At 56.0% G+C, this 20,776-nt stretch carries 23 protein-coding genes; 12 read left to right on the top strand and 11 right to left on the bottom strand.

Annotated features, from left to right (window positions below; translation table 11 throughout):
* Position 1 precedes the first annotated feature (1 nt).
* From dmpG to AC1RKG_RS09540, 6 genes are all read right to left on the bottom strand, one after another.
* Positions 2–1,003 carry a 4-hydroxy-2-oxovalerate aldolase gene (dmpG, locus tag AC1RKG_RS09565; protein ID WP_048760305.1) on the bottom strand — a complete coding sequence of 334 codons (1,002 nt, stop codon included), beginning with the start codon at positions 1,001–1,003 and terminating at the stop codon, positions 2–4.
* The gene (locus AC1RKG_RS09560) at positions 987–1,874 is read right to left on the bottom strand and encodes an acetaldehyde dehydrogenase (acetylating) (RefSeq protein WP_493182867.1); all 888 of its coding nucleotides are present in this window, start codon (positions 1,872–1,874) and stop codon (positions 987–989) included. Before AC1RKG_RS09560 ends, dmpG begins: the two co-directional genes overlap by 17 nt.
* Positions 1,871–2,734, bottom strand: a complete 864-nt coding sequence (locus tag AC1RKG_RS09555; RefSeq protein ID WP_122079714.1) for an HpcH/HpaI aldolase/citrate lyase family protein — start codon at positions 2,732–2,734, stop codon at positions 1,871–1,873. The genes AC1RKG_RS09560 and AC1RKG_RS09555 overlap by 4 nt, the downstream gene beginning before the upstream one ends.
* On the bottom strand, positions 2,731–3,954 hold the full coding sequence (locus AC1RKG_RS09550) for an 8-amino-7-oxononanoate synthase family protein (protein ID WP_020827554.1): 1,224 nt from the start codon (positions 3,952–3,954) through the stop codon (positions 2,731–2,733). Before AC1RKG_RS09550 ends, AC1RKG_RS09555 begins: the two co-directional genes overlap by 4 nt.
* Positions 3,941–4,807, bottom strand: coding sequence for a cupin-like domain-containing protein (locus tag AC1RKG_RS09545; RefSeq protein ID WP_197022773.1), 867 nt, complete (start codon positions 4,805–4,807; stop codon positions 3,941–3,943). The genes AC1RKG_RS09550 and AC1RKG_RS09545 overlap by 14 nt, the downstream gene beginning before the upstream one ends.
* A gap of 62 nt (positions 4,808–4,869) precedes the next feature.
* A complete protein-coding gene (locus AC1RKG_RS09540) occupies positions 4,870–6,078 on the bottom strand; it encodes an MFS transporter (protein WP_130016346.1) in 1,209 nt (402 codons plus the stop codon).
* A gap of 599 nt (positions 6,079–6,677) precedes the next feature.
* Between AC1RKG_RS09540 and AC1RKG_RS09535 the strand changes: the two genes are divergently transcribed.
* The 3 genes from AC1RKG_RS09535 (at position 6,678) to AC1RKG_RS09525 (ending at position 10,182) form a co-directional block, all read left to right on the top strand.
* Positions 6,678–7,895, top strand: a complete 1,218-nt coding sequence (locus AC1RKG_RS09535; RefSeq protein ID WP_493182864.1) for a M24 family metallopeptidase — start codon at positions 6,678–6,680, stop codon at positions 7,893–7,895.
* Between the two features lie 256 nt (positions 7,896–8,151).
* Positions 8,152–8,502: a hypothetical protein gene (locus AC1RKG_RS09530; protein ID WP_130016348.1), complete on the top strand. Its 351-nt coding sequence runs from the start codon at positions 8,152–8,154 to the stop codon at positions 8,500–8,502.
* A 723-nt stretch (positions 8,503–9,225) separates the two neighbouring features.
* Positions 9,226–10,182, top strand: a complete 957-nt coding sequence (locus AC1RKG_RS09525; protein WP_128865368.1) for a Dyp-type peroxidase — start codon at positions 9,226–9,228, stop codon at positions 10,180–10,182.
* Positions 10,183–10,236: 54 nt separating this feature from the next.
* Here AC1RKG_RS09525 and AC1RKG_RS09520 read toward each other — a convergent pair whose 3' ends face one another.
* Positions 10,237–11,070, bottom strand: coding sequence for an IclR family transcriptional regulator domain-containing protein (locus AC1RKG_RS09520; RefSeq protein ID WP_122079719.1), 834 nt, complete (start codon positions 11,068–11,070; stop codon positions 10,237–10,239).
* 241 nt (positions 11,071–11,311) lie between these two features.
* On the opposite strand from AC1RKG_RS09520, the gene AC1RKG_RS09515 reads away from it, so the two are divergent.
* The 4 genes from AC1RKG_RS09515 to pcaD are packed head-to-tail and all read left to right on the top strand — an operon-like array spanning position 11,312 to position 14,652.
* Entirely contained in the window at positions 11,312–11,998 is a 687-nt protein-coding gene (locus AC1RKG_RS09515; protein ID WP_122079720.1) for a 3-oxoacid CoA-transferase subunit A, read from the top strand.
* A 9-nt stretch (positions 11,999–12,007) separates the two neighbouring features.
* The gene (locus AC1RKG_RS09510) at positions 12,008–12,688 is read left to right on the top strand and encodes a 3-oxoacid CoA-transferase subunit B (RefSeq protein WP_493182863.1); all 681 of its coding nucleotides are present in this window, start codon (positions 12,008–12,010) and stop codon (positions 12,686–12,688) included.
* Positions 12,666–13,868: a 3-oxoadipyl-CoA thiolase gene (gene pcaF / locus AC1RKG_RS09505; RefSeq protein ID WP_493182861.1), complete on the top strand. Its 1,203-nt coding sequence runs from the start codon at positions 12,666–12,668 to the stop codon at positions 13,866–13,868. Before AC1RKG_RS09510 ends, pcaF begins: the two co-directional genes overlap by 23 nt.
* Positions 13,869–13,881: 13 nt before the next feature.
* A complete protein-coding gene (pcaD, locus tag AC1RKG_RS09500; protein WP_122079723.1) occupies positions 13,882–14,652 on the top strand; it encodes a 3-oxoadipate enol-lactonase in 771 nt (256 codons plus the stop codon).
* 5 nt (positions 14,653–14,657) lie between these two features.
* On the opposite strand, the gene arsC is transcribed toward pcaD, so the two are convergent.
* The 3 genes from arsC to AC1RKG_RS09485 all read right to left on the bottom strand — a co-directional run bounded on the left by arsC (position 14,658) and on the right by AC1RKG_RS09485 (position 16,791).
* Positions 14,658–15,089, bottom strand: a complete 432-nt coding sequence (gene arsC / locus AC1RKG_RS09495; protein ID WP_493182860.1) for a glutaredoxin-dependent arsenate reductase — start codon at positions 15,087–15,089, stop codon at positions 14,658–14,660.
* Positions 15,090–15,110: 21 nt separating this feature from the next.
* Positions 15,111–16,394, bottom strand: a complete 1,284-nt coding sequence (locus AC1RKG_RS09490; protein WP_493182858.1) for an arsenic transporter — start codon at positions 16,392–16,394, stop codon at positions 15,111–15,113.
* Positions 16,395–16,461: 67 nt separating this feature from the next.
* Positions 16,462–16,791, bottom strand: coding sequence for a metalloregulator ArsR/SmtB family transcription factor (locus AC1RKG_RS09485; RefSeq protein WP_020827563.1), 330 nt, complete (start codon positions 16,789–16,791; stop codon positions 16,462–16,464).
* Between the two features lie 252 nt (positions 16,792–17,043).
* On the opposite strand from AC1RKG_RS09485, the gene AC1RKG_RS09480 reads away from it, so the two are divergent.
* Positions 17,044–17,223: a hypothetical protein gene (locus tag AC1RKG_RS09480; RefSeq protein WP_020827564.1), complete on the top strand. Its 180-nt coding sequence runs from the start codon at positions 17,044–17,046 to the stop codon at positions 17,221–17,223.
* Between the two features lie 80 nt (positions 17,224–17,303).
* Here AC1RKG_RS09480 and AC1RKG_RS09475 read toward each other — a convergent pair whose 3' ends face one another.
* Positions 17,304–18,221: a LysR family transcriptional regulator gene (locus AC1RKG_RS09475; RefSeq protein WP_493182856.1), complete on the bottom strand. Its 918-nt coding sequence runs from the start codon at positions 18,219–18,221 to the stop codon at positions 17,304–17,306.
* 106 nt (positions 18,222–18,327) lie between these two features.
* Here AC1RKG_RS09475 and AC1RKG_RS09470 point away from each other — a divergent pair, with 106 nt between their 5' ends.
* From AC1RKG_RS09470 to AC1RKG_RS09455, 4 genes are all read left to right on the top strand, one after another.
* Complete coding sequence (locus AC1RKG_RS09470; protein ID WP_048760330.1) at positions 18,328–18,783, top strand: DMT family transporter; 456 nt, start codon at positions 18,328–18,330, stop codon at positions 18,781–18,783.
* Positions 18,784–18,788: 5 nt separating this feature from the next.
* Positions 18,789–19,253, top strand: coding sequence for a DMT family transporter (locus AC1RKG_RS09465; RefSeq protein WP_493182853.1), 465 nt, complete (start codon positions 18,789–18,791; stop codon positions 19,251–19,253).
* Positions 19,254–19,367: 114 nt separating this feature from the next.
* Positions 19,368–19,964 carry a SatD family protein gene (locus AC1RKG_RS09460; protein WP_046373221.1) on the top strand — a complete coding sequence of 199 codons (597 nt, stop codon included), beginning with the start codon at positions 19,368–19,370 and terminating at the stop codon, positions 19,962–19,964.
* A 2-nt stretch (positions 19,965–19,966) separates the two neighbouring features.
* Positions 19,967–20,740, top strand: a complete 774-nt coding sequence (locus tag AC1RKG_RS09455; RefSeq protein ID WP_046373220.1) for a DUF3307 domain-containing protein — start codon at positions 19,967–19,969, stop codon at positions 20,738–20,740.
* Positions 20,741–20,776 lie beyond the last annotated feature (36 nt).

The raw sequence follows: 20,776 nt of genomic DNA, 5'->3' as shown, positions 1-20,776 counted from the left end.
GTCACAGGGCGATCCTCTTCAACTGCGCGGCCACTTCTACGATAAGGTCTTCTTGCCCGGCCACGGCCTGACGTTTTCCCAATTCGAAGAAGACGTCACGCGGATCGACCCCCGCAGAGGCCGAATGGCTTAACACCGGATTTTTAAAGCCGGAAAAAACGCCGGCCAGGCCACTGACAATGCCCACGGAGTCGATCATCGGTGGGGTGACCATCAGTTCCCGAGCGGCGAGCTCGGCGGCGTCGAGAAAATGATAAAGGTCGATGCCGGTGTTGAACCCCAAACGTTCCAGTACCGGTACCAGAACTTCAAGTTGGGTGTTCCCTGCCCCAGCCCCGAATCCGCGGGCACAGCCATCAATCACGCTAGCGCCGGCCTGAGCGGCGGCAACCGAGTTGGCCACCGCCATGCCCAAATTATTGTGGGCGTGGAAAATAAGCGGCACATCTACCTGCCGCCGCATCGCGGTGATGCGTTCGGTCACATCCTGCGGCAACAGGTTGCCGGCAGAATCCATGATGCCGACGGCCTGCGCACCGTACTCCACCAGCAGTTGAGCCTGATCGGCTAACTGTTGGGGAGTGGCCATATGGCTCATCATCAGTACCGCATGCGCTTCTGCCCCGTGATCACGCAGCCATCCCAGATGACGTTCGGCCAGGGTTGCCTCAGTGCAATGGGTACCGATGCGCACCACATCCGCACCGCAGGATAACGCCTTCGACAGATCGACGATGGTTCCCCAACCGGGCAGCATAAACACGCCCATCTTGCTGTTTTGCAAACACTCGCGCACGGTGTTCAGCATGGTTTCATCACTCAACGCCGCGCGCCCGACCTGATACGAGGAGGCGCCAAGCCCGTTGCCATGGCCAACCTCGACAATCGCCACCCCCGTTTTATCTACCGCCGTCGCGTAGTCTCGTAACTGAGCCACCGTGAGCTGATGCTTCACGGCGTGTTGACCATCACGCAGGGTTGAGTCGTTAATCAGAATGGCCATTAGCCCCCTCCGTTTTATTTCGATAGCTCGCATACTGTTCGGCAACCAGGATGGCGGCAGAATTAATCAGATCCAGATTCCCGGCGTATTCAGGCATCACCTTGCTGCTGGCAACCACCTCCAGCGAGATCGAAACGCGTCCTTCGCTGACATTGAGAGCGGTAAGCGAATAGCCCGCCGAGAATCCCCGCACCGCCTCAACGGCCTCAGCAAGCACCGGAGTGATCTGTTCCTTTGTGACCCCGGGAATACCGGCGAAAATGGTGACCCTGAACATGGCGGGTGGCGCGGCCGGGCTGATGTTGAGGATCGCCTTGGTGTTGGCTACGCCGGTAAAAGCGCTGAGCGCCCGCTGCGTGGTGTCCACATATTCGTCGATGTTGATCCGGGTGGCCCGCCCCAGAATATTGCTGGCGACGGTCGCCACCACCTCGATATCGATGATGCGAAAATGTCGGCTCAGGGCATGCAAAATGGGTATCGACGCCTGTCCACCGCAGCTGATCAGGCTGACATTGCGCTCGGTCAGCGCCTCGGTTCCCGTCACCGTAGGCACGATCATTTTGCCCAGGTGGCTGGGGGTTAAGTCGATCAGTAAGGTGCCCAGCGGACGCAACAGCTCCCAATGTTTGGCATGCGACATCGCGTTGGTGGCGTCGAAAACCACATCAAAAGGCGTTGGCGACGCCAACACAGCGTCAATGCCACCGGCGCTGGTCGGGCAACCCAAGCGGGCTGCGACCTCAAGACCGGCGGAGTCCTTGTTGCGCCCCGCCAGCAACCCGCAATGCAGCAACGGGGAACGCTGGATCTTATTGACCAGATCCATGCCGATGGCGCCGGTTCCAATGACAGCGACGGAGAGCGTCATGAGTTACCCCTACTGAAACGAGCGGCCCAGGCCTTGCCTGATTGCAGGGTATTGCGCGCCATGCGGGCAAAAGGCGGCCCCACCATGTGTCCGTCCAACAAGGCAATTCCCCCTTGCGCCGCTTTCACAGCATCGGTAATGCGGCTTGCCGCCAAGAGTGCGCTCTCGCAGGGCCGTAACGTCGAGTTGATCAGTTCGAGCTCGCTGGGATGAACGGTGGCTTTGCCATGGAAGCCCAGATCTTTGACGCACTGAATTTCATTGGCCAACACGTCGGGTTCGGAAAGCCGATAGTTGGCGGTATCGATACAGCCAATACCATGTCTGGCACTCGCCAACACCATCGCCTGACGAGCGGCCAGCATCCCGGACCAGGTGATCGGCACCCCTAAAGTGGCCGCCAAATCTGCAGAGCCGAAAATCAGCCCATCCGCCACCGCCGCGACATTATCCAGATCGGTAATGGCCTCGACGGTCTCTATCGTCAGGTAAATTTCTGGGAACCTTCCGGCTGAGGCGAAGGTTTCACGCAGGAAAACCACCTCGGCAGGGGTTCGAACCATCGACATCACGATAAAACTGGGCGTGGTTTGACCGGAACACAGCATCACCAGATCATGCAAAGCGTCAATCGTGCCCAGCGCGTTGATTCGCACGGCAATATTTGCAGACGGCGGTGCATTATCGAGAGCCGTACGGCAGATGTTTCTGGCCTCCGCCTTGGCCGGGCCAGGTACGGAGTCTTCCAGATCCATCAAATGCACATCAGCGTCATAAGACAGAGCCTTGACCACACGGTTTAGTGACAAGGCCGGCGTGTACAGAATGCTGCGGGGAACAGCCCGGGCGATATCCGTCATTGCGGCCCCCTGACAGCAGAGATCACCTGGCACAGGCCGCGGATCTGCTCTTGCGTTTGTCCGGCTCGCATCATGACTCGCAGGCCGGCGGTGCCTTTGGCGACGATAGGGAAAAACACCGGCGAGACATAGAAGCCAGCCTCGATCACCTGGCGCCCCGCCTCGATCACCCGGTCATCGCTCATCGGCACCAGGCGGATCGGATAGGTATTGCCGCTTTGCTCCGTCGGGATCAGGGAATCGAACAGCGCGATGTTGTCGTACAGTTTCTTTTGTAACCGGGGCAATTCATCCGTGCGGTGAATTTCCGCCGACGCCAGGCTGGCGCCGATGGCCGCCGTATTCAGGTTTTGCGAGTAGTTGAGCCCGCCGCCAAAGCGTTCGACCAGGCGCAGCATCTGCTGCGAATAACCGTTGAGCAATATCGCCGCCCCGCTGGTGCCGAAAGCTTTGTTGAGCGTGACCACCATAATGGTGTTTTCATCCAACGCCGGACTATGGGAACGAACATAGCCAACACCGCGTTCGCCATAAGCGGAGATCGAATGCGAATCGTCGTAAAACACCATCAGGCCGTATTTGTCCTGCAGTTCAGCCAGGGCTTTGACCGGAGCATAGCCCCCCAGGCTATCGCTGCCGTCGACCACGTAACAGACCCGTTGATATTGCTTGCAGCAGTCTTCAATGAAATTCAAATCATGATAATTGCAGGTGACGACTTCGGTTTCATCGGCACAGGCGGGTTTGGCAGCCGCCAGCGACACGTGGGCGTGTTTATCGAAAATCATCAAAGGCCGCACACCGTTGCCTAAATGGCCCGAGGCAATAAGAGGAAGCAAGCCGCCGCTGACGCTGCTCGCTGACACGCCGCTGAGTACATCAGCCTGGAACAGCTCACCCAGCGACGCTTCCAACTCCTTCATGGCAGGGAGCTGGACCCGGCTGCGGGCAATGCAGTGATCCAACACGCCGTAGCGGCGCACCGCGTCGATAGCACCTTCGACCACCTTGCTGTGGGAGTCCAGGTTCAGGTACGAGCAGCAGCTGAAATTGACAAACTGATGGCCACTTTGGGTAGACAACAGGTCGTTATCGAGCCCGGCAACGATACCCGCAAGGCCGTTTTGCTCTGACATATCCCAGAAAGGATTGCCTATGCCGATGGCCTTATCGTTGTTGCGGAATTTGTTCGTGGGAATGATCTGCTTACGGCTGCTCATCAAGTGCCTTCCTCTTGGTGGGTTCTGGTTGATAGTTGTAGATGCCTTTAAACTTGCGGTAAGCCGCCGTGTAGAGCGCGGAGTAGAAAACATAAGGGCGACGCAGGATTTTCAGATCCCACAGCCAAAAATTAACGTTGATATTCAGGTCGTCTAAAGATTCGGCCTGGTGCCACCACCCCAGCGGCAAATACAGCATTTCGCCGGGTTCTAAAATAAAGTCGCGGCGCTGCGGGATTTTTGCCGCCAAGCGGGGAAAACGCTGCGGGTCGATATTGTCAAAATCAAAGGCCTGCGATTTATCGCCGAACCCCTGCAGGATAGATCGCGGATAGTAATCTCTGCGGCCCGGAGGAAAAAGAATGAACCGTTTTCTGCCCTGCAAAGAAATATTAAAGTTTTCCAGCTCATCGAAATGGCTTTGGGTAAATACCCCGTGGTAGCTGACCCATAAATTGGCGGCGTTCAACCCACGACGGGAGGCCAACAGGGAAAAAGCATCAAAGCCAAGGATATTATTGACGTCCTCGGGGCGGTGCATAATATTGGACACCACGCGATACCAGGTATTGTTGTCGCTTTGGTACTCTTTATTTTCCAAAAAACCACGCAGCTGAATTTTCATGGTTTGCCAGCGTTCGGTATTTTCTTTATTACTGGCCTCTCGGAACAAGGTGACATTGTCATCGCCCAAACGTTGTGAAATCAGGTCACTCGCCCCTATGCTGGTATCAATGGGTAAATCGGTAATAATGACCGGGACGTCGGCTCGGAAAATAGCTTCAACACCAAAGGCGACGAACTCTTTAAAGGTCATGCGCGGAACGGGAACCCCCGTCGTTAACTGTTTCACGATTGCCGTTTTCCTGTTTCGAAAATAATAATGTGAGGCCCCGATATTCTGGGGCGTAGTTTTTATTTATTGCTGAGTAATTTCTGGCTAAACAGGCTGGATAATAAAGCGAGTGTTCCGGCGGCCATGGCTACCCAAGCCACCTGACCCGCTCCGCTTTGATCAGAAAGCTGCCCACCCACCGAGACGCCCAGTGAAAAGCCCAGCCAGCCGGCGCTGGACAACCAGGAGAAGCCTTCGGATAAACACCCTTTCGGCGTCAAGGACTCCAGCAGGTTGCTGCAGGTGATCAATAACGGCGCCACCGACAGCCCGGCGACGAAAGCGGAAATGCCCATGACAACGGGAACGCTGGTGAAAATCAGCGGGAGCGTGCCGGCACACAGGGTGGCGGAGGTGATCAGCAGCAGGCGGGGTTGCGATAAGGTCCAGTTCATGGCGCCGTAGCAGGTACCGCCCACCAGGCTGCCCGCGGCGCAAATGGATAACAGCACGCCGGCGAGGGTTGGATTGCCTACTTCTTTGGCGTAGGCGATCATCATGACGTCGATTGAGCCAAGAAACAGGCCTACCGCCGCATAGGAGATCATTAACGCCCGTACCCAGACCATGCTGATTGCCCGACGGTCGCTTTCTGCGCTCTTGTGCACAATAACCGGCTCAGAACGCCGATGTAACACCAGGGCCAGAGAACCACTGAAGGTGAGCGCGGCGCATAACGCCAGCCCCGCTGCGGGGTGCCATGCCGTGGCCAAAACAATGGCGATTAACGGCCCCAATAAGAAAATGATCTCATCAAGCACGGTTTCTAACGCGTACGCGGTTCGTAGCGCTTCATCGGTCACCATGGAGGCCCAGCGAGTACGAATAAATCCATCCACCGGCACCGACGAACAACCGGTAGCAATGGCCGCGGCCATAATTGCCCATAAGTGCATATTCAGCAGCACCAAGCCAATTAACGAAAGGATCGCAATGACGTGGCAGCAGCAGGTAATAATAAGCACCTTTCGCTGACTGAATTTATCGGCAAATCGGCCTAAAACCGGGCTGGCTATCGCCTGCGTAATCATTAATGTTCCCGCCACGGTTCCGGCAATCCATAACGAGTCCATAGTGGCGGAAATCAACATTATGCAACTGATGGACCGCATCGCCACCGGGAACCTGACCAGCAGGCCAAACAATGAAAGCGTCGCATGTCCGGGATCAGACAATAATCGGGTATAAGAACCAAAACTGAACTTGGACTCAACGGCCTCTGTTTCCATAAGGTGCTCTCAATAGATATTCGCTAAAAGAACGAATGAATATATCAATCGAACATACCCACTCATTTATTTGATCTGGCACACTCAATGAATAAATAACTTAACTATTTATTTATGCGCAACAATAAAACGAAGATAACGCACTCAGGCATTAATCCCTCCCGAATGGAGTTCAGGCCATAGAATATTGTTCGCGTTGAAATCATCTTGGTTAATAATTATTAATTCGCCATCTTGAAAAGTCCCCGAAATTTATCATAAACAATTTTAATGCATGGGCATTAAGAATTAGCAACGCTAATCATTATTTACAAGAGCGTTTTTGCATCACATTGATGCGTTATTGCATTCATATTTAATTACAGTGAGTTAAGTGTTAATTATGGTGAAAATAATAATTTTCAGTCTGCGAATGACGCCCTTTGAACCAAACTCTCAGGGCCCTCTGGCGCTATAGCGGCGCAGAAAACAGAAACTGTGCCGTAATCGTCATTTTTACTCCCTATTGGAGCCAAGTATTCCTGCCGCGCTTTATTTATGATGAAGGTTTGACGCGCGGGGACATTGGCCCTGACATTAACATCACGCGAGGAGAACACATGGCTACAGGCATTGGCGGTAGTACGCCACAACAGGCCCTGGAACAGCTGCAACCGCTCACGGACAACCCGCCTGAAATCGCCGCGGTGGAATACCGGCAACGCATTCAGCACGCGCAGCGCCTGATGCGCGACAACGGCATTGACGCCTGCTACCTCAATGCCGGCAGCAACCTGCTCTATTTTACCGGTACCGCCTGGTCGCCCAGCGAACGTATGGTGGGCGCGGTGATCCCGGCCGAGGGGGAAATCGCCTATATTGCGCCCTGGTTTGAGATCGGCACGTTCAAGGACGCGCAGGTGATTGAGGGGGAGATATTTAGCTGGCATGAGGAAGAAGATCCCTATCGGTTGTTCTTCACCGTACTGGCCGCGCGTGGGCTGACGGGTTCGGGCCGCCAACTCAAAGTGGCCATTTGCGAAACCGCGTCGGTCACGCTGTTCCTCGGCCTGCAACAGCATGCCGGTGAAATAAAGTTGGTCAGCGCCCTGCCGATCACCGGGTACTGCCGCAGCCGCAAATCGGCGGCCGAAATTGCGCTGATGCAAACCGCGAATAACATTACCCTGCGGGTCCAACAGGCGGCGGCAAGCATATTGCGCCCAGGGATCACCGCCAGAGAGCTGGTCGAGTTTGTCGATCAGGCCCATCGCAAAATGGGCACCACCGGTTCTTACTTCTGCATTGCACTGTTCGGATCCGATAGCGCGTTTCCTCATGGCGTTAAAGCCCCCAACCCGCTGCAACATAACGATGTCGTGCTGCTGGATACCGGCTGTCGCTACAAGGGCTACCTGTCCGATATCACCCGAACTTATGTCTACGGCGAAGCCAACCCGCGCCAACGCTTTGCCTGGCAGGCTGAACATGATGCGCAGGCTGCGGCATTTGCTGTAATCGCGCCCGGCGTGCCCTGCCATAAAGTGGATGACGCCGCGCGCGAAGCGCTGGCTTCTCATGGTTTTGGGCCGGATTATCAGCTGCCGGGGCTGCCGCACCGTACCGGTCACGGTATCGGGCTGGACATTCATGAAGCGCCGTATCTGATCCGCAAGCAGCAGGAGCCGCTCGACGTGGGCATGTGCGCCAGCATCGAACCCATGCTATGCCTGCCGGGCGAGTTCGGCATTCGCCTTGAGGATCATTTCTACGTCACCAAAGACGGAGCGCGCTGGTTTACCGCGCCGGCGAAAACTATTGATGCCCCCTTTGGTTGAGACTCCTGATCCCCCCTTCGGGCGGCGATGCCGCCCGAATTAAAAGATTAACCCTGCCATAAAAATAGTGGTTATTAATATCGATTTAATTTATTCACCTTATTTAATTTTTCAGGTTAATATAATCATTAATTTATAACGCCACCGTAACCCAAGAATGAAATAACGGTTGATATGACAAATGAATTGAGTTAATAATTAATCGTTCTTCAAGGAAAGATATAATAAAAAATCATAAATTAAAAAGGAGTGAGTTATGAAAACAATTGATTCTGCGCTATTAGAGACTATCGCCGGCGGTCGCGGCAACAATGGCGGCGACCGTGCGGATAATAGCCGCAGGAATAAAGGGAAAAACAACGGTGGTAAGCAGGGACGTTCTGGCGATTACTATGCTAAAAACACCTCGGAAGACTGCATCAATGGCATGGTGGCCGGCGCGGCCTTAGGGGCATTCGGCGGATTACCCGGGGCGGCGATGGGGTTGGTTGGCGGTGCGGTGACCGGCGGCTGTTTTAAAGATGCCAGCAGGGGCGGCGGTAACGTAGGCATGGGGAAAGGCGGGAATAAATGCGGGTCAAGTGCCGGCGGCAAGTGTTCCTGGTAAGCATTAACCTTAACGAAAATAACAACGGGCTGACCTTTCGCCGTTCTCAGGTGATCACATGAATAATAAAGCGCTAAAAATAATATCAGTTGTCATGGGTATATTTTTATCTTCATCCTTGCTAAGCGGGGCCGGAGTAGGCTTTTCAACATGGTATCCCGCGCCGAGGGGAATTTCCGTCCTGTTAGTATCAATTGGCTGCGGTGTGGCCTTGGTAAGGTTTATTTACTTAATAATTAAATTCATTTTCGGCAGACCACTCAGGGGAAGCTGATCTTTCTGTTCTTTACCACAATGTTCTTCTTCATTAATGCGAGGCGGCAGTGATTTCCCTGCCGCCTTATTCCCTACTAGTGTCCTGAATAATCCTCTTCGGCAGTGCCGGGTCATGAATGTCCACCGATAAGGCCCTCGTCGGCAGATTAAAATGCGACGGTAACAGTTCCAGCTCACCGCTGTTTTGCGCCACGCGCGCCAAAATGGCAGCCCGATAGATCGTAAACACATGAAACTGACTTTCAGCTTGCTGAAGGAATTGAACGCCTTAACGGCAGAGGGACTTCTGCCTGACGCTTGCCTGGCGTAATCTTACCTGCGCCGATAGCGATTTTTTTATTCGCCATCGCCGTTCTGCGACTCCACACGTCAACTGGGGTTAATCAGTTGGCGTGACCGCTAAAATAGATTAGTTTTAAGCTCTGACTCTCCTCGGCACTGGATGCTATGACTACCCAAAATCAACACCCCCAGGCTGTCTTCAGCCCCGTTACACGCCACGCCATTTTTTTGGTCGCGACTTTATCCGCCAACCCTGCGCAGCTCGCTGCGGTGCGTGGCTGGTGCGCGGATATCAGCGGCGTAATTCGTTCCGTCGGTAAAAGATCCCCTGCGGGCAATCTGTCCTGCGTCTGCGGATTTGGCTCTTCGGCCTGGGATCGGCTGTTCGGCCAGCCTCGCCCGGCGCTGCTTCATCCTTTTCGTGAGATAGGCACCGGCGACCGCGTTGCCGTTTCGACCCCTGGCGATATCCTGCTGCACATTCGCGCCGACGAGATGGATTTGTGCTTCGAACTCGCCACACAGTTGATGAACAAGCTTGGCGATGCCGTGACGGTAATAGAGGAAGTGCACGGTTTCCGTTATTTCGACCAGCGGGCAATGATTGGCTTTGTCGACGGCACCGAAAACCCCGAGGGACACGAAGCGTTCGACTATACGGTGATTGGCGAGGAAGACGCCGGTTTTTCCGGCGGCAGCTACGTGCTGGTACAAAAATACCTGCACGACATGAAAGGCTGGAACTCACTGAGCGTCGAAACGCAAGAGCGCATTATTGGTCGCCACAAGCAATCCAATATTGAACTGGATGAGGACGTCAAGCCTTCGTCATCCCACAGTTCCCTGACGACGCTGACCGATGAAAACGGCAATGAAGTCAAAATATTGCGTGACAACATGCCGTTTGGCAAACCCGGCATGGGCGAATTCGGCACTTACTTTATCGGCTACGCCCGCTCCCCCCAGCCAATCGAGCAAATGCTGGAGAACATGTTTGTAGGTCGGCCGGCCGGCAACTACGATCGCCTGCTGGATTTCAGCCGCGCGGTCACCGGCAGCCTGTTCTTTACGCCTTCGGCAACCCTGTTGGAAGCCTTGGCTGAGCGTAACGGCCCGCAATAATCGCTAAAAGCAGGGAGACTGATCCCAGCGCGGACTCGGGGTCAGTGCTCCCGACTACAGCAGCAGTGCCAGCTCCATTGCCGTACGCTGCAACTGCGGCAGCACGCGCTCACGCAATTCCGCCGACGAAATTTGCGAGGCATTCACCCCTACGTTCATCGCCGCCACTACGCCGCCCTTGCGTGAATGCATCGGCACTGCGATCGAACGCAAGCCTATTTCTAACTGTTGATCGTTAATCGCATACCCCTGACGACGCACCTTGGCCAGCTGTTCACGCAGTTGCTCAGCGCTGGCCACGGTAAACTCTGTCAGCGGTTCGAAGGTGACCCGCGACAGATAATCGTCCAACTGCGCTTCGTCCAGCGCGCTGAGTAAAACCAATCCCATTGACGTCGCGTAGGCCGGCAAACGGCTGCCCCGTCCCAGATCGATGGTCATGATGCGCTTCACCGAAGCACGGGCGATATACAGAATATTGTCACCGTCCAGGGTCGCTACCGAGCAGGATTCATTCAGCAGTTTACTGAGATAGTCCAGCGAGTTTTGTGCCGCTTTCGCCAATTCGGATGAGGAAAGATAGGCGTGACCGATAGTCAGAACCCGCGGCAACAGCCGGTAATGCCGACCGTCGGGGCAATGGACAAAGCCGAGGGCGCGCAGAGTGTAAAGGCAGCGGCGCACCGCCGCACGGGGAATACCGGTAATGTGGCTGATTTCAGAAACCGACATTTGCGAATATTGCGGCTGGAAGGCCTGCAACACCTCTAACCCCCTGGCCAGCGACGCCATAAAATTGGGATCGCCTTTATACTGATCGTTACTTAAATCCCCGATTTCCTGCAGCCGGCGCAGTTCTCCAGCGCCAAATTCCGACTCATCGCCCATCCGGACCTCCGATTCAATAAACTTTGGCATTATAAGCCTGTGGCGCCGCGATGCTGCTTTGTCTGGCATCCAATAGCGATTTAGTTATCTGCGTCACAGAATTGACAGGCAAATCACCATCGATTCGATAATCGCACAAACAGCTGATATTCGCACTTGTCGCTGCATTTTTCCTCGCTTAAGGTGGATCCAGACCCACCAGCGTCACGCTGAGAGACTCTTAGCGTACTCAGGAGAGCAGATGATCGATAAAAGCGTGGCGTCCGTAGACGCCGCCGTCGCCGATATCCCCGACGGCTCGACCATTATGGTCGGCGGTTTTGGCCCCGCCGGTCAGCCTTATGCGCTACTGGATGCACTGATTCGGCGCTGCCCACGCGAGCTGACGTTGATCAGCAACAACGCCGGCAATGGCGACTTTGGCCTGGCCGCGCTGCTGAAGGCCGGTTGTGTACGCAAGGTCATTTGTTCATTCCCGCGTCAGTCGGACTCCTGGGTATTTGACGACCTTTACCGCCGCGGCGAACTGGAGCTGGAACTGATCCCACAGGGTAATCTGGCGGCCCGCATCCAGGCTGCCGGTTCCGGGCTCGGTGGGTTTTACACACCCACCGGATACGGCACCGAGTTGGCGCAGGGCAAAGAAACCCGCGAGATCGACGGCAGGCACTACGTGTTCGAACTGCCGTTGAGGGCGGACTTCGCCCTGATCAAGGCCGAACAGGCCGATCGCTGGGGCAACCTGCGGTATAACAAAACCGGGCGCAACTTTGGGCCGATCATGGCCATGGCCGCCACCTGCACCATTGCTGAAGTTAATCGCATGGTGCCGCTGGGCGAACTGGATCCTGAAAACATCATTACGCCAGGGATCTTCGTACAGCGCCTGGTGACCACGCCTGACCATCCTGCGCAGCTTTCGGCTTAAGGGCTCTCCATGACCAAACTTACTCATCAACAGTTGGCAGAACGCATTGCGCGCGATATCCCGGAAGGCGCCTACGTCAATCTGGGCATTGGCATTCCCACGCAGATCACCAACTACCTGCCGGCGGATAAAGAGATTTTTCTGCACAGCGAGAACGGTATTCTCGGCATGGGCCCGGCACCGGCGGCGGGCCAGGAGGATCCCGAACTGATCAATGCCGGCAAGCAGCCGGTCACCCTGCTCAAGGGCGGCTGTTTTTTCCATCACGGTGACTCCTTCGCTATGATGCGAGGTGGCCACCTGGATATCTGTGTGCTCGGTGCCTATCAGGTTTCCGAACGGGGCGATCTGGCTAACTGGAGCACCGGTGCCCCAGGAGCCATTCCGGCGGTAGGCGGCGCGATGGATTTGGCCATTGGCGCCCGCCAGGTGTTTGTGATGACCGAGCACCTGACCAAAAAAGGGGAATGCAAAATTGTCCGCCACTGCACTTATCCATTGACCGGCGTCGGCTGCATCGATCGCATCTACAGCGATCTGGCGGTGATGGACGTGACCCCGCAAGGCCTGGTGGTCCGCGAAATATTCGGCGGTCTGACCCCGGAACAGCTGCAGGAAGTCACCCCGGTCGAATTGACCTTTGCCCTTCAGCACGGAGAACATCCCCATGAATCCAGCCTATCTGTGTGACGCCGTCCGCACGCCTTTTGGCCGATTGAACGGGAGCCTGGCAACCGTTCGCGCCGACGATTTGGCCGCTCTGCCGCTGAAAGCGCTGCAGGTTCGACACCCGCAGCTGGACTGGGCCGCAGTGGATGATGTGCTGCTTGGCTGTGCCAATCAGGCTGGCGAAGACAACCGTAACGTGGCGCGCATGGCGTTACTGCTGGCAGGCCTGCCGCTACAAATCCCCGGCTGCACCCTTAATCGCCTGTGTGGCTCCAGCCTGGATGCGGTAGCGATGGCGGCGCGCGCGATAAAAACAGGTGAAAGCGAACTGATGATTGCCGGTGGCGTAGAGAGCATGTCCCGCGCGCCCTTCGTCATGGGCAAGGCGGAAAGCGCTTTCAGCCGGGCGATGAAACTGGAAGACACCACCATGGGCTGGCGGTTTATCAATCCGCAAATGAAAACGCTGTACGGTGTGGATTCGATGCCGCAAACCGCCGAAAACGTCGCCCTGAAGTTCAATATTTCCCGTCAGGATCAGGATGCTTTCGCCCTGCGCAGCCAACTGCGTACCGCCGCCGCTCAGGAAAGCGGCTTTTTTGCCGACCAACTGATTGATGTCAGCATCGCACAGAAACAAGGCGAGCCGCGGCTGTTCACGCAAGACGAACATCCTCGTGCTACCACGATGGAGGGATTGGCGAAACTGAAACCGGTAGTGGATCCGCAGGGTACCGTCACCGCAGGCAATGCCTCCGGGCTAAACGACGGCGCCTGTGCGCTGCTGCTGGCCGGCGAATCCGGGCTGTCCCGCCACGGCCTGCAGCCCATGGCGCGCATTGTTGCCAGCGCCGTTACCGGTATTGAGCCGTCGATCATGGGCTTTGCCCCGGCGCAAGCGGTTCGCAAGGTGCTGAAAATTTCCGGTTTAAGCCTGGATCAGATGGACGTGATCGAGCTTAATGAGGCCTTTGCGGCGCAGGCGCTGGCAGTGACTCGTGAGCTGGGACTCCCCGACGATGCCGCACAGGTCAACCCTAACGGCGGCGCCATCGCTCTGGGTCACCCGTTGGGCGCCTCCGGTGGCAGGCTGGTGATGAACGCGGCCTGGCAATTGCAGAACACGCGTGGGCGTTATGGCCTATGCACCATGTGTATCGGCGTCGGCCAGGGTATTGCGCTGATTATCGAGCGGGTGTGAAAAGGGGACAAGGATGGATATCGACTATCGTCTTGATGGCCGCGCGGCTGCGCCGCTGTTGGTACTGTCCAACTCACTGGGCACCACCTTCGATCTGTGGCAACCGCAGCTGTTGGCACTGAGCGAACACTTTCGGGTATTGCGTTATAACCAACGCGGACACGGTGCCACACCGCTGTCTACCCCACGGTTACGGCTTGAGGATCTCGGCCAGGACGTGATCGCCCTGCTCGATTATCTGGACGTACCCAGCGCCCATTTCTGCGGCATTTCAATGGGCGGCCTGACCGGTCTGTGGCTTAACCGTTACCACCCGCAGCGCATCACGCGGATGGTGGTCGCCAATACCGCCGCACGCATCGGTAATGCCGAAGGCTGGCAACAGCGAGCGCAGCAGGTGCGCAGCCAAGGGTTGTCTTCGATTGCCGCCGCCTCCCCCGCCCGCTGGTTCACCGAAGCCTTTCTGCAAAATCATCCTGAGCAGGTTGCCTCCCTGGTCGCCGCTCTGGCGGCCGGTAACCCCGAGGGATACGCCGCCTGCTGCGATGCCTTGTCAGTGGCGGATTTACGCGCCGACGTGGTTTCTATGAGCCGGCCGATGCGGGTGATCGCCGGAGACGCTGATCCGGTAACCACCGTCGCGGACGCCGAGTTTCTGGTGGCCAACGCCCCGCACGCGGAACTGCAGCGGCTGCCGGCTTCGCATATCTCCAACCTCGCCTGTCCGCAACTGTTCAGCCACAGCGTGATCGAATTCCTGACTGAGGAACGTTCGGCCGGCTAAGTCGGTTATTGGTCGGCTATTCGCCGCCCTTGCGCATCGATCACTGGTGCATCGTCTTCCTTGGTGAAAGAGCCCTGCTGCGGATCCGGCAGGATATCCAGCACGGCTTCCGACGGTCGACACAGACGGGTGTCCAAGGGTGTCACCACAATAGGTCGATTAATCAATATCGGCTGTTGCAACATAAAGTCGATCAATTGTTCGTCACTCCAGCCTGCATCTGCCAGCCCCAACGATTCATAAGGCTCGACGTTTTTACGCAGTAAGGCTCGCGCAGATTTTCCCATATCGGCAATCAGCCCGATCAATTGCTCGCGGTCGGGCGGTGTCTCCAGATACAAAATCACCGTCGGTTCCACACCACTATTGCGGATCAGTGCCAACGTATTGCGCGATGTGCCGCAAGCCGGGTTGTGGTAAATCTTGATGTTACTCATGGCGTTCTCTCTGAGTTATGGCTAAAGCGACAGGCGCAGGGCCAGGGCGGTCAGCGCAACCAACAGCACCGGCAGGGTCATCACTACCCCGACCCGGAAATAGTATCCCCAGCTTATGACGATGCTTTTCTTCGACAATACGTGCAGCCACAGCAGCGTGGCCAGGCTACCGATCGGCGTAATTTTCGGCCCAAGATCGCTGCCTATGACATTGGCATAAATCATTGCCTGTTTAATTACGCCTTCGGCATTGCTGCCGTCAATCGACAAGGCCCCCACCAACACCGTCGGCATGTTGTTCATCACCGAGGACAAAAATGCCGTCAGGAAACCGGTGCCCAGCGTAGCTGCCCAAATTCCGCGTTCGGCCAAAAAATCAAGCACACCGGCCAGGGTATCGGTCAGCCCTGCATTACGCAGTCCGTAGACCACCAGATACATCCCGAGAGAGAAGACCACGATCTGCCAGGGGGCGCCCCGCAACACTTTAGCAGTGTCGATGGCCTGCCCCTTTTTCGCCACCAGCAGCAGGATCAACGCCCCAACGGCGGCGACCAGGCTAACCGGCACGCCCAGCGGCTCAAGCCCAAAAAACCCCACCAGCAGCAGCGCCAATACGCCCCAACCGGCTCTAAACGTCGGCAAATCGCGAATGGCCTCACGCGGTGGCCGCAGCAACCTCAGGTCATAGCTGCGCGGAATGTCCTTGCGAAAGAACAGGTGCAACATCACCAGCGTGGCGACGATGGCGGCAAGGTTCACCGGCACCATCACCGCCGCATACTGCGTGAAACCCAGTTGAAAGAAATCAGCGGAGACGATATTCACCAAATTGGACACCACTAGCGGCAGGCTGGCGATATCGGCGATAAATCCCGCCGCCATCACGAAGGCCAGCGTTGCCCCTGAACTGAACCCCAACGCCAGCAGCATCGCAATCACTATCGGCGTCAGGATCAGCGCCGCCCCGTCATTGGCAAACAACGCCGCCACCGCGGCGCCCAGCAGCACAATATAGGTGAACAACCAGCGCCCTTTGCCCTTGCCCCAGCGCGCAACATGCAGCGCGGCCCATTCAAAGAAGCCGGACTCGTCCAGCAGCAGGCTGATAATGATCACCGCGATAAAGGTCGCGGTGGCGTTCCAGACGATCTGCCAGACCAGCGGAATATCACCGACCTGTACCACACCGGTCAGCAGTGCCAAGATCGCGCCGAAACAGGCACTCCAGCCTATGCCCAAGCCTTTCGGCTGCCAGATCACCAAAACGATCGTCAGGATAAATATTGCCCCGGCCAACACCATCACAACTCCTTAGTCTCTCGCATAATATATATGTTATTTCGAATGTGTTTGTTTAAATTTTTTAGCGTTACCGGCAGACCGCCCCTAACGCGCGCTGCGCCAGCTCGGTCACCTGCTGTTGCCGGCTAAGATAAGCCTGTTCGATGATTGCCGCCGCCCATGCCGGCATATGCGGCGACAGGCGGTAGTAAATCCACTTGCCCTCGCGACGATCGATCAGCAGACCACTTTCACGTAACATCGCGAGGTGACGAGAAACTTTGGGTTGCGATTCCTCCAATGCGCTGACCAATTCGCACACGCATAGCTCACCCGCCTGGCGCAGCAAAAGCACCAGCGTGAGGCGAGTTTCCTCCGACAGATTTTTAAACAATGCCAGTGGCGTCAGTGATGTCATGGGGATCCTCCTTTTACGATAACCGCCATCATAAGCCGAAGGAGAAAAAACGCCAAGAAACATATATGAATTAGTGAATATTAAGGTTTATGAAGATTGCGCAGAATGGCTCACTTTCGCGATGGTCCGGTGAAAACGCTCACTCAGCCTGAGTTAAGTTTCAGCTATTGATTCCATACGCCAAAGCGACTGTTCATTATGTGCTCTTTCGTTACAATCTCTAGCGTGAAATCCACCGTTTAGAGGGCTCTTATGTACAACTTCTCACGTTATCAGGCAAAAGAACTGGCGCTGGCTTATATGAGCGGCAAAAAACACGACCTGTCACCGCAGGAATTTCTGCAGCAGCTGAAAAGCAGCGAGAAATCTTTCGACTATCTGTTGAAGCACGGCAACGAACAGCCGCGCGAAGTGCTGGTGAAAAGTTTCTAACACCCCGCACCTTAATCTCCCTTCGCCGGTGGCGTACCTATAGGCACGCGTATTCCCGGTCGAATGGCGACGGGGTGTTATCACCGATCCGGGGTATCCCAATAAGGCTGCTCTCCTCCGAACTGAGCCAGCAGAAAATCGACAAAGGCCGATACCTTAGCCGGTAAGTATTTGCGCTGTGGATAGACGGCATATATAGCATGCTCGGGCAGCCGATAGTCCGGCATCAACTCAAGCAGTCGCCCCTGCGCAATATCGTCTCCAACGATGAAAGTCGGCATCTGACAAATCCCCAAACCGGCGATCAACGCTTCACGCAACGCCTCGCTGTTATTCACCTGGTAATTGCCTCTGGGTTGGAAACGTACAGCCCCCGCAGGCCCGTCGAACTGCCATTCGCTCCCCCCGCGGAAATAGCTGTAAAACAAACAGTTATGCTTCGCTAATTGCTCCATGTCCGTCGGTGTTCCACAGCGCGCCAGATAAGACGGCGCTGCGCACAAGACGCTGTTGCACGGCGCAATACGCCGGGCTATCAGGCTCGAGTCGGCCAGTCGACCAATGCGGATCGCCAGGTCATAGCCCCCTTCGACCAAATCGACCAGTTGGTCGTCCATCATCATATTGATCTCCACCGCCGGATAAGCCGCCAGGAAACGGGGGATCAACGGGGCAATATGCAAACGACCAAACACCATGGGTACGCTGATCCTCAGGCAGCCCTGCGGCTGCCCCTGCAAGCGGGTGACCGCATCCTCTCCCTCTTGCGCTACGGCACAGGCATTGCGTGCATAGCCAAAATACTGCTCACCGGCCTCGGTCAGGCTCAAACTGCGGGTGGTTCGCTGCAATAATTGCACGCCCAGCGAGCGTTCCAACTGGGTGATGCGTTTGCTTACTGCCGATTTGGTGATGCCCAGTCGCTCGGCGGCGGCAGAAAAGCTTTCGCATTCCACCACCGCCACAAATACCGGGATTGCTGCAAAGCGATCGTTCATTATTAGTCAACTTTTTCTCAACAATGAGTTTCCATTTTAGTGGATTAAGCTTTAAAAAAAAACAATATAGGCTGCTCTTCAAATTAATTTTGAAGTTGAAACCCTGATGCGTGAACGTTTTTCCGATCCTCTGCTGGCGCTGGGCGCCGGTGCCCTATTGGCCCTGATGATTGCCATCAACAGCCTGCTGGCCAGCTATAACTCCCCCTTGCTGGCCTCATGGTTGGCTCACGGTATGGGCGCCATCACCGCCTGGTTGCTGCTGCTCCTGCTGAACCGTCGTTCCCCGCGCCGCGCGCCCTCATCGGCCAGGACGCCTCGCTGGGCTTATTTGGGCGGTCTGCCCGGTGCGCTGACGGTGGTGCTGGCCGCCATTACGGTCAACAGCCCGCTGGCGCTTTCCGGCAGCCTGGCGCTGATGCTTACCGGTCAGGTTTTGTTCGGCATGCTCGCCGACAGCTGCGGCTGGTTTGGCTCGCTTAAACGCCGTTTGAGTCTCAACGATATCGTCGCCACGCTGCTGATCCTCTGCGGCTGCGCTCTGCTCATTTTCCTGAGGTAACGCCCATGTTTACCCTGATAGTCCTTGCTCTACTCAACGGCGTCTGTATCGGCCTCAGCCGCGCAATCAACGGGCGTCTGGCGCTGGATCGTGGCGCTTTTCAGGCCTCACTTTGCAATCATATCGTCGGTTTTTTGTTCCTCAGCCTGCTGCTGGTGGCAACCGGCAGCGTCAACGGTGCAACCTTCGGCCAGGCCCCGTGGGGTGCCTACCTTGGCGGTGTCATCGGGGCGTTGTTTGTCGCGCTGAATAGCTATGTTCTGCCGCGTCTCGGCACCCTGCGCGCCGCACTACTGATTATCAGTGGCCAAATGCTGGCAGGCGTGGTTATCGACCGCCTGCGCGACAGCGGCGATACCATCAGCGCGCAGATCTTGGGCGTGGGGCTGATCCTGCTGGGCGTCTATGTCGCCCGGATGGAGAAATCGCTGCTTAAGCTGATGCTTGAGCCTATTCAGCGGCGGCGTTGATTTCGCCTTGAGAGACGAATATTTATCATATTCGCTCTCAGATACGAATTATTGACATATTCGCCTTGAGGTGCGAAATTTACCGATAACTCCCGCTTCAGAGTAGAAAAAAAGATGCCAGCACAAGTTAGCGTGATCACCGGCGATCTGGTCAATTCACGGCAATTAGACACCACTCACTACATTACCGGGTTAAATGCCCTGCTGAGTCAATTGCAACGGGCTACGCTTATTGAGCGATTCGAGATTTTCCGTGGCGATGCTTTTCAAGCGGTGGCCGAACCGCAATCCGGTTTGCTGCTGGCGGTGTATATCCGTATTGCGCTTAGAGCGATGGACTCACGCCATTGGGATGCCCGCATCGCCGTTGGCCTCGGCAGCGACCAGGGACAAACCGCCGGTTATGGCAGCGCCTTTGTGAATTCTGGCCAGGCCCTGGACGCTTTGATGAAAAATTGCCGACTGGCTCTGAAAAATGACAATGAGCAGACAAATGCCATTGTCAGCGATCTATTGCCGATGTTAGATCATGTGATTAGCCGCCTTTCACAGACCGAAGCGCAGGTCGTCCAGGCACGTTTCTTCGCCGACACCAGCCAAGAGGTAGCGGAAAAGCTGCAAAAGGCCGCCTCCACCGTTTCTGCTACGCTGAAACGCGCGGCCTACGAGGAAATTATGCGATTTATTCACGCGATTAACAGGATCACCTGAATATGGATTTGAGCTACGCGCCGTTGCTAACCTGGTTGCTGGTGGTTCACCTGCTTGCAGACTTCCCGCTGCAGCCGCGCAGTTGGGTCGAGGATAAGGCTCGTCACCGCGCACGTTCTCGTTTCCTGTTGCTGCATGCCTTACTGCACGGCGTGCTGGCCGCCTGGGTGGTGGCCGGTTTTGCGTTGCTGCATGGCGGACTCTCTTCCGGCCAGGTGCTGACCACCCTGCTGGTGATCGCCATCAGCCACTGGCTGATTGACCTGTTGAAGGTCACGTTATTGACGCGCATCAGTCAAGCGGGCGGTTTTCTGCTCGATCAAGGCCTGCATCTTACGGTGATTGCACTGCTGTGGCTGTCGCTGACGCCCAATGCCCATGGCCTGCTTAGCGCGCTGGGAGCGGCCATTGCCGGTTGGCAGGCTGGGCTGGTTGTGGTGACGTATTTGGTGATTTACATGCCGATGGGCGTGCTTATCGGCCAGCTTTTGGCTCACTGGGCACCGCAGATGCCTCCTTCAGCCAAAGCCGATAACGACTCGTTATTACGTGCGGGCAAGCAAATTGGCTATCTGGAAAGAACGCTGATCCTGACCTTTGTGCTGATCGGCCAAATCCCGGCGGTCGGTTTTTTGCTGGCGGCCAAGTCAATCTTTCGCTTTGGCGATTTGCGTCAGAGCGATGACAAAATGCGTACCGAGTATGTGCTACTGGGTACGCTGTTTTCCTTTACCCTGACCATCATGCTGGGTCTGCTGGTGAAAAAAATGCTGTAGAGGCGGATAATATTTCGCCCCTACAGCCGGCACTTA

It is taken from the genome of Serratia sp. GW822-FHT06D09 (genome assembly GCF_058799515.1).
Note: the sequence above shows the minus strand (reverse complement) of the source record. Positions and strands in the feature narration are given on the sequence as shown.

Bases quoted from the DNA above. Each gene is read 5' to 3' on its own strand.
- AC1RKG_RS09485 (WP_020827563.1), bottom strand. From the start codon at position 16,791: ATGACATCACTGACGCCACTGGCATTGTTTAAAAATCTGTCGGAGGAA.
- AC1RKG_RS09510 (WP_493182863.1), top strand. From the start codon at position 12,008: ATGACCAAACTTACTCATCAACAGTTGGCAGAACGCATTGCGCGCGAT.
- AC1RKG_RS09555 (WP_122079714.1), bottom strand. From the start codon at position 2,734: ATGACGGATATCGCCCGGGCTGTTCCCCGCAGCATTCTGTACACGCCG.
- AC1RKG_RS09480 (WP_020827564.1), top strand. From the start codon at position 17,044: ATGTACAACTTCTCACGTTATCAGGCAAAAGAACTGGCGCTGGCTTAT.
- AC1RKG_RS09550 (WP_020827554.1), bottom strand. From the start codon at position 3,954: ATGAGCAGCCGTAAGCAGATCATTCCCACGAACAAATTCCGCAACAAC.
- AC1RKG_RS09535 (WP_493182864.1), top strand. From the start codon at position 6,678: ATGGCTACAGGCATTGGCGGTAGTACGCCACAACAGGCCCTGGAACAG.
- AC1RKG_RS09475 (WP_493182856.1), bottom strand. From the start codon at position 18,221: ATGAACGATCGCTTTGCAGCAATCCCGGTATTTGTGGCGGTGGTGGAA.
- AC1RKG_RS09460 (WP_046373221.1), top strand. From the start codon at position 19,368: ATGCCAGCACAAGTTAGCGTGATCACCGGCGATCTGGTCAATTCACGG.
- arsC (WP_493182860.1), bottom strand. From the start codon at position 15,089: ATGAGTAACATCAAGATTTACCACAACCCGGCTTGCGGCACATCGCGC.
- AC1RKG_RS09455 (WP_046373220.1), top strand. From the start codon at position 19,967: ATGGATTTGAGCTACGCGCCGTTGCTAACCTGGTTGCTGGTGGTTCAC.
- AC1RKG_RS09530 (WP_130016348.1), top strand. From the start codon at position 8,152: ATGAAAACAATTGATTCTGCGCTATTAGAGACTATCGCCGGCGGTCGC.
- pcaD (WP_122079723.1), top strand. From the start codon at position 13,882: ATGGATATCGACTATCGTCTTGATGGCCGCGCGGCTGCGCCGCTGTTG.
- AC1RKG_RS09490 (WP_493182858.1), bottom strand. From the start codon at position 16,394: ATGGTGTTGGCCGGGGCAATATTTATCCTGACGATCGTTTTGGTGATC.
- AC1RKG_RS09520 (WP_122079719.1), bottom strand. From the start codon at position 11,070: ATGGGCGATGAGTCGGAATTTGGCGCTGGAGAACTGCGCCGGCTGCAG.
- AC1RKG_RS09525 (WP_128865368.1), top strand. From the start codon at position 9,226: ATGACTACCCAAAATCAACACCCCCAGGCTGTCTTCAGCCCCGTTACA.
- AC1RKG_RS09560 (WP_493182867.1), bottom strand. From the start codon at position 1,874: ATGACGCTCTCCGTCGCTGTCATTGGAACCGGCGCCATCGGCATGGAT.
- dmpG (WP_048760305.1), bottom strand. From the start codon at position 1,003: ATGGCCATTCTGATTAACGACTCAACCCTGCGTGATGGTCAACACGCC.
- AC1RKG_RS09470 (WP_048760330.1), top strand. From the start codon at position 18,328: ATGCGTGAACGTTTTTCCGATCCTCTGCTGGCGCTGGGCGCCGGTGCC.
- AC1RKG_RS09540 (WP_130016346.1), bottom strand. From the start codon at position 6,078: ATGGAAACAGAGGCCGTTGAGTCCAAGTTCAGTTTTGGTTCTTATACC.
- AC1RKG_RS09515 (WP_122079720.1), top strand. From the start codon at position 11,312: ATGATCGATAAAAGCGTGGCGTCCGTAGACGCCGCCGTCGCCGATATC.
- pcaF (WP_493182861.1), top strand. From the start codon at position 12,666: ATGAATCCAGCCTATCTGTGTGACGCCGTCCGCACGCCTTTTGGCCGA.
- AC1RKG_RS09465 (WP_493182853.1), top strand. From the start codon at position 18,789: ATGTTTACCCTGATAGTCCTTGCTCTACTCAACGGCGTCTGTATCGGC.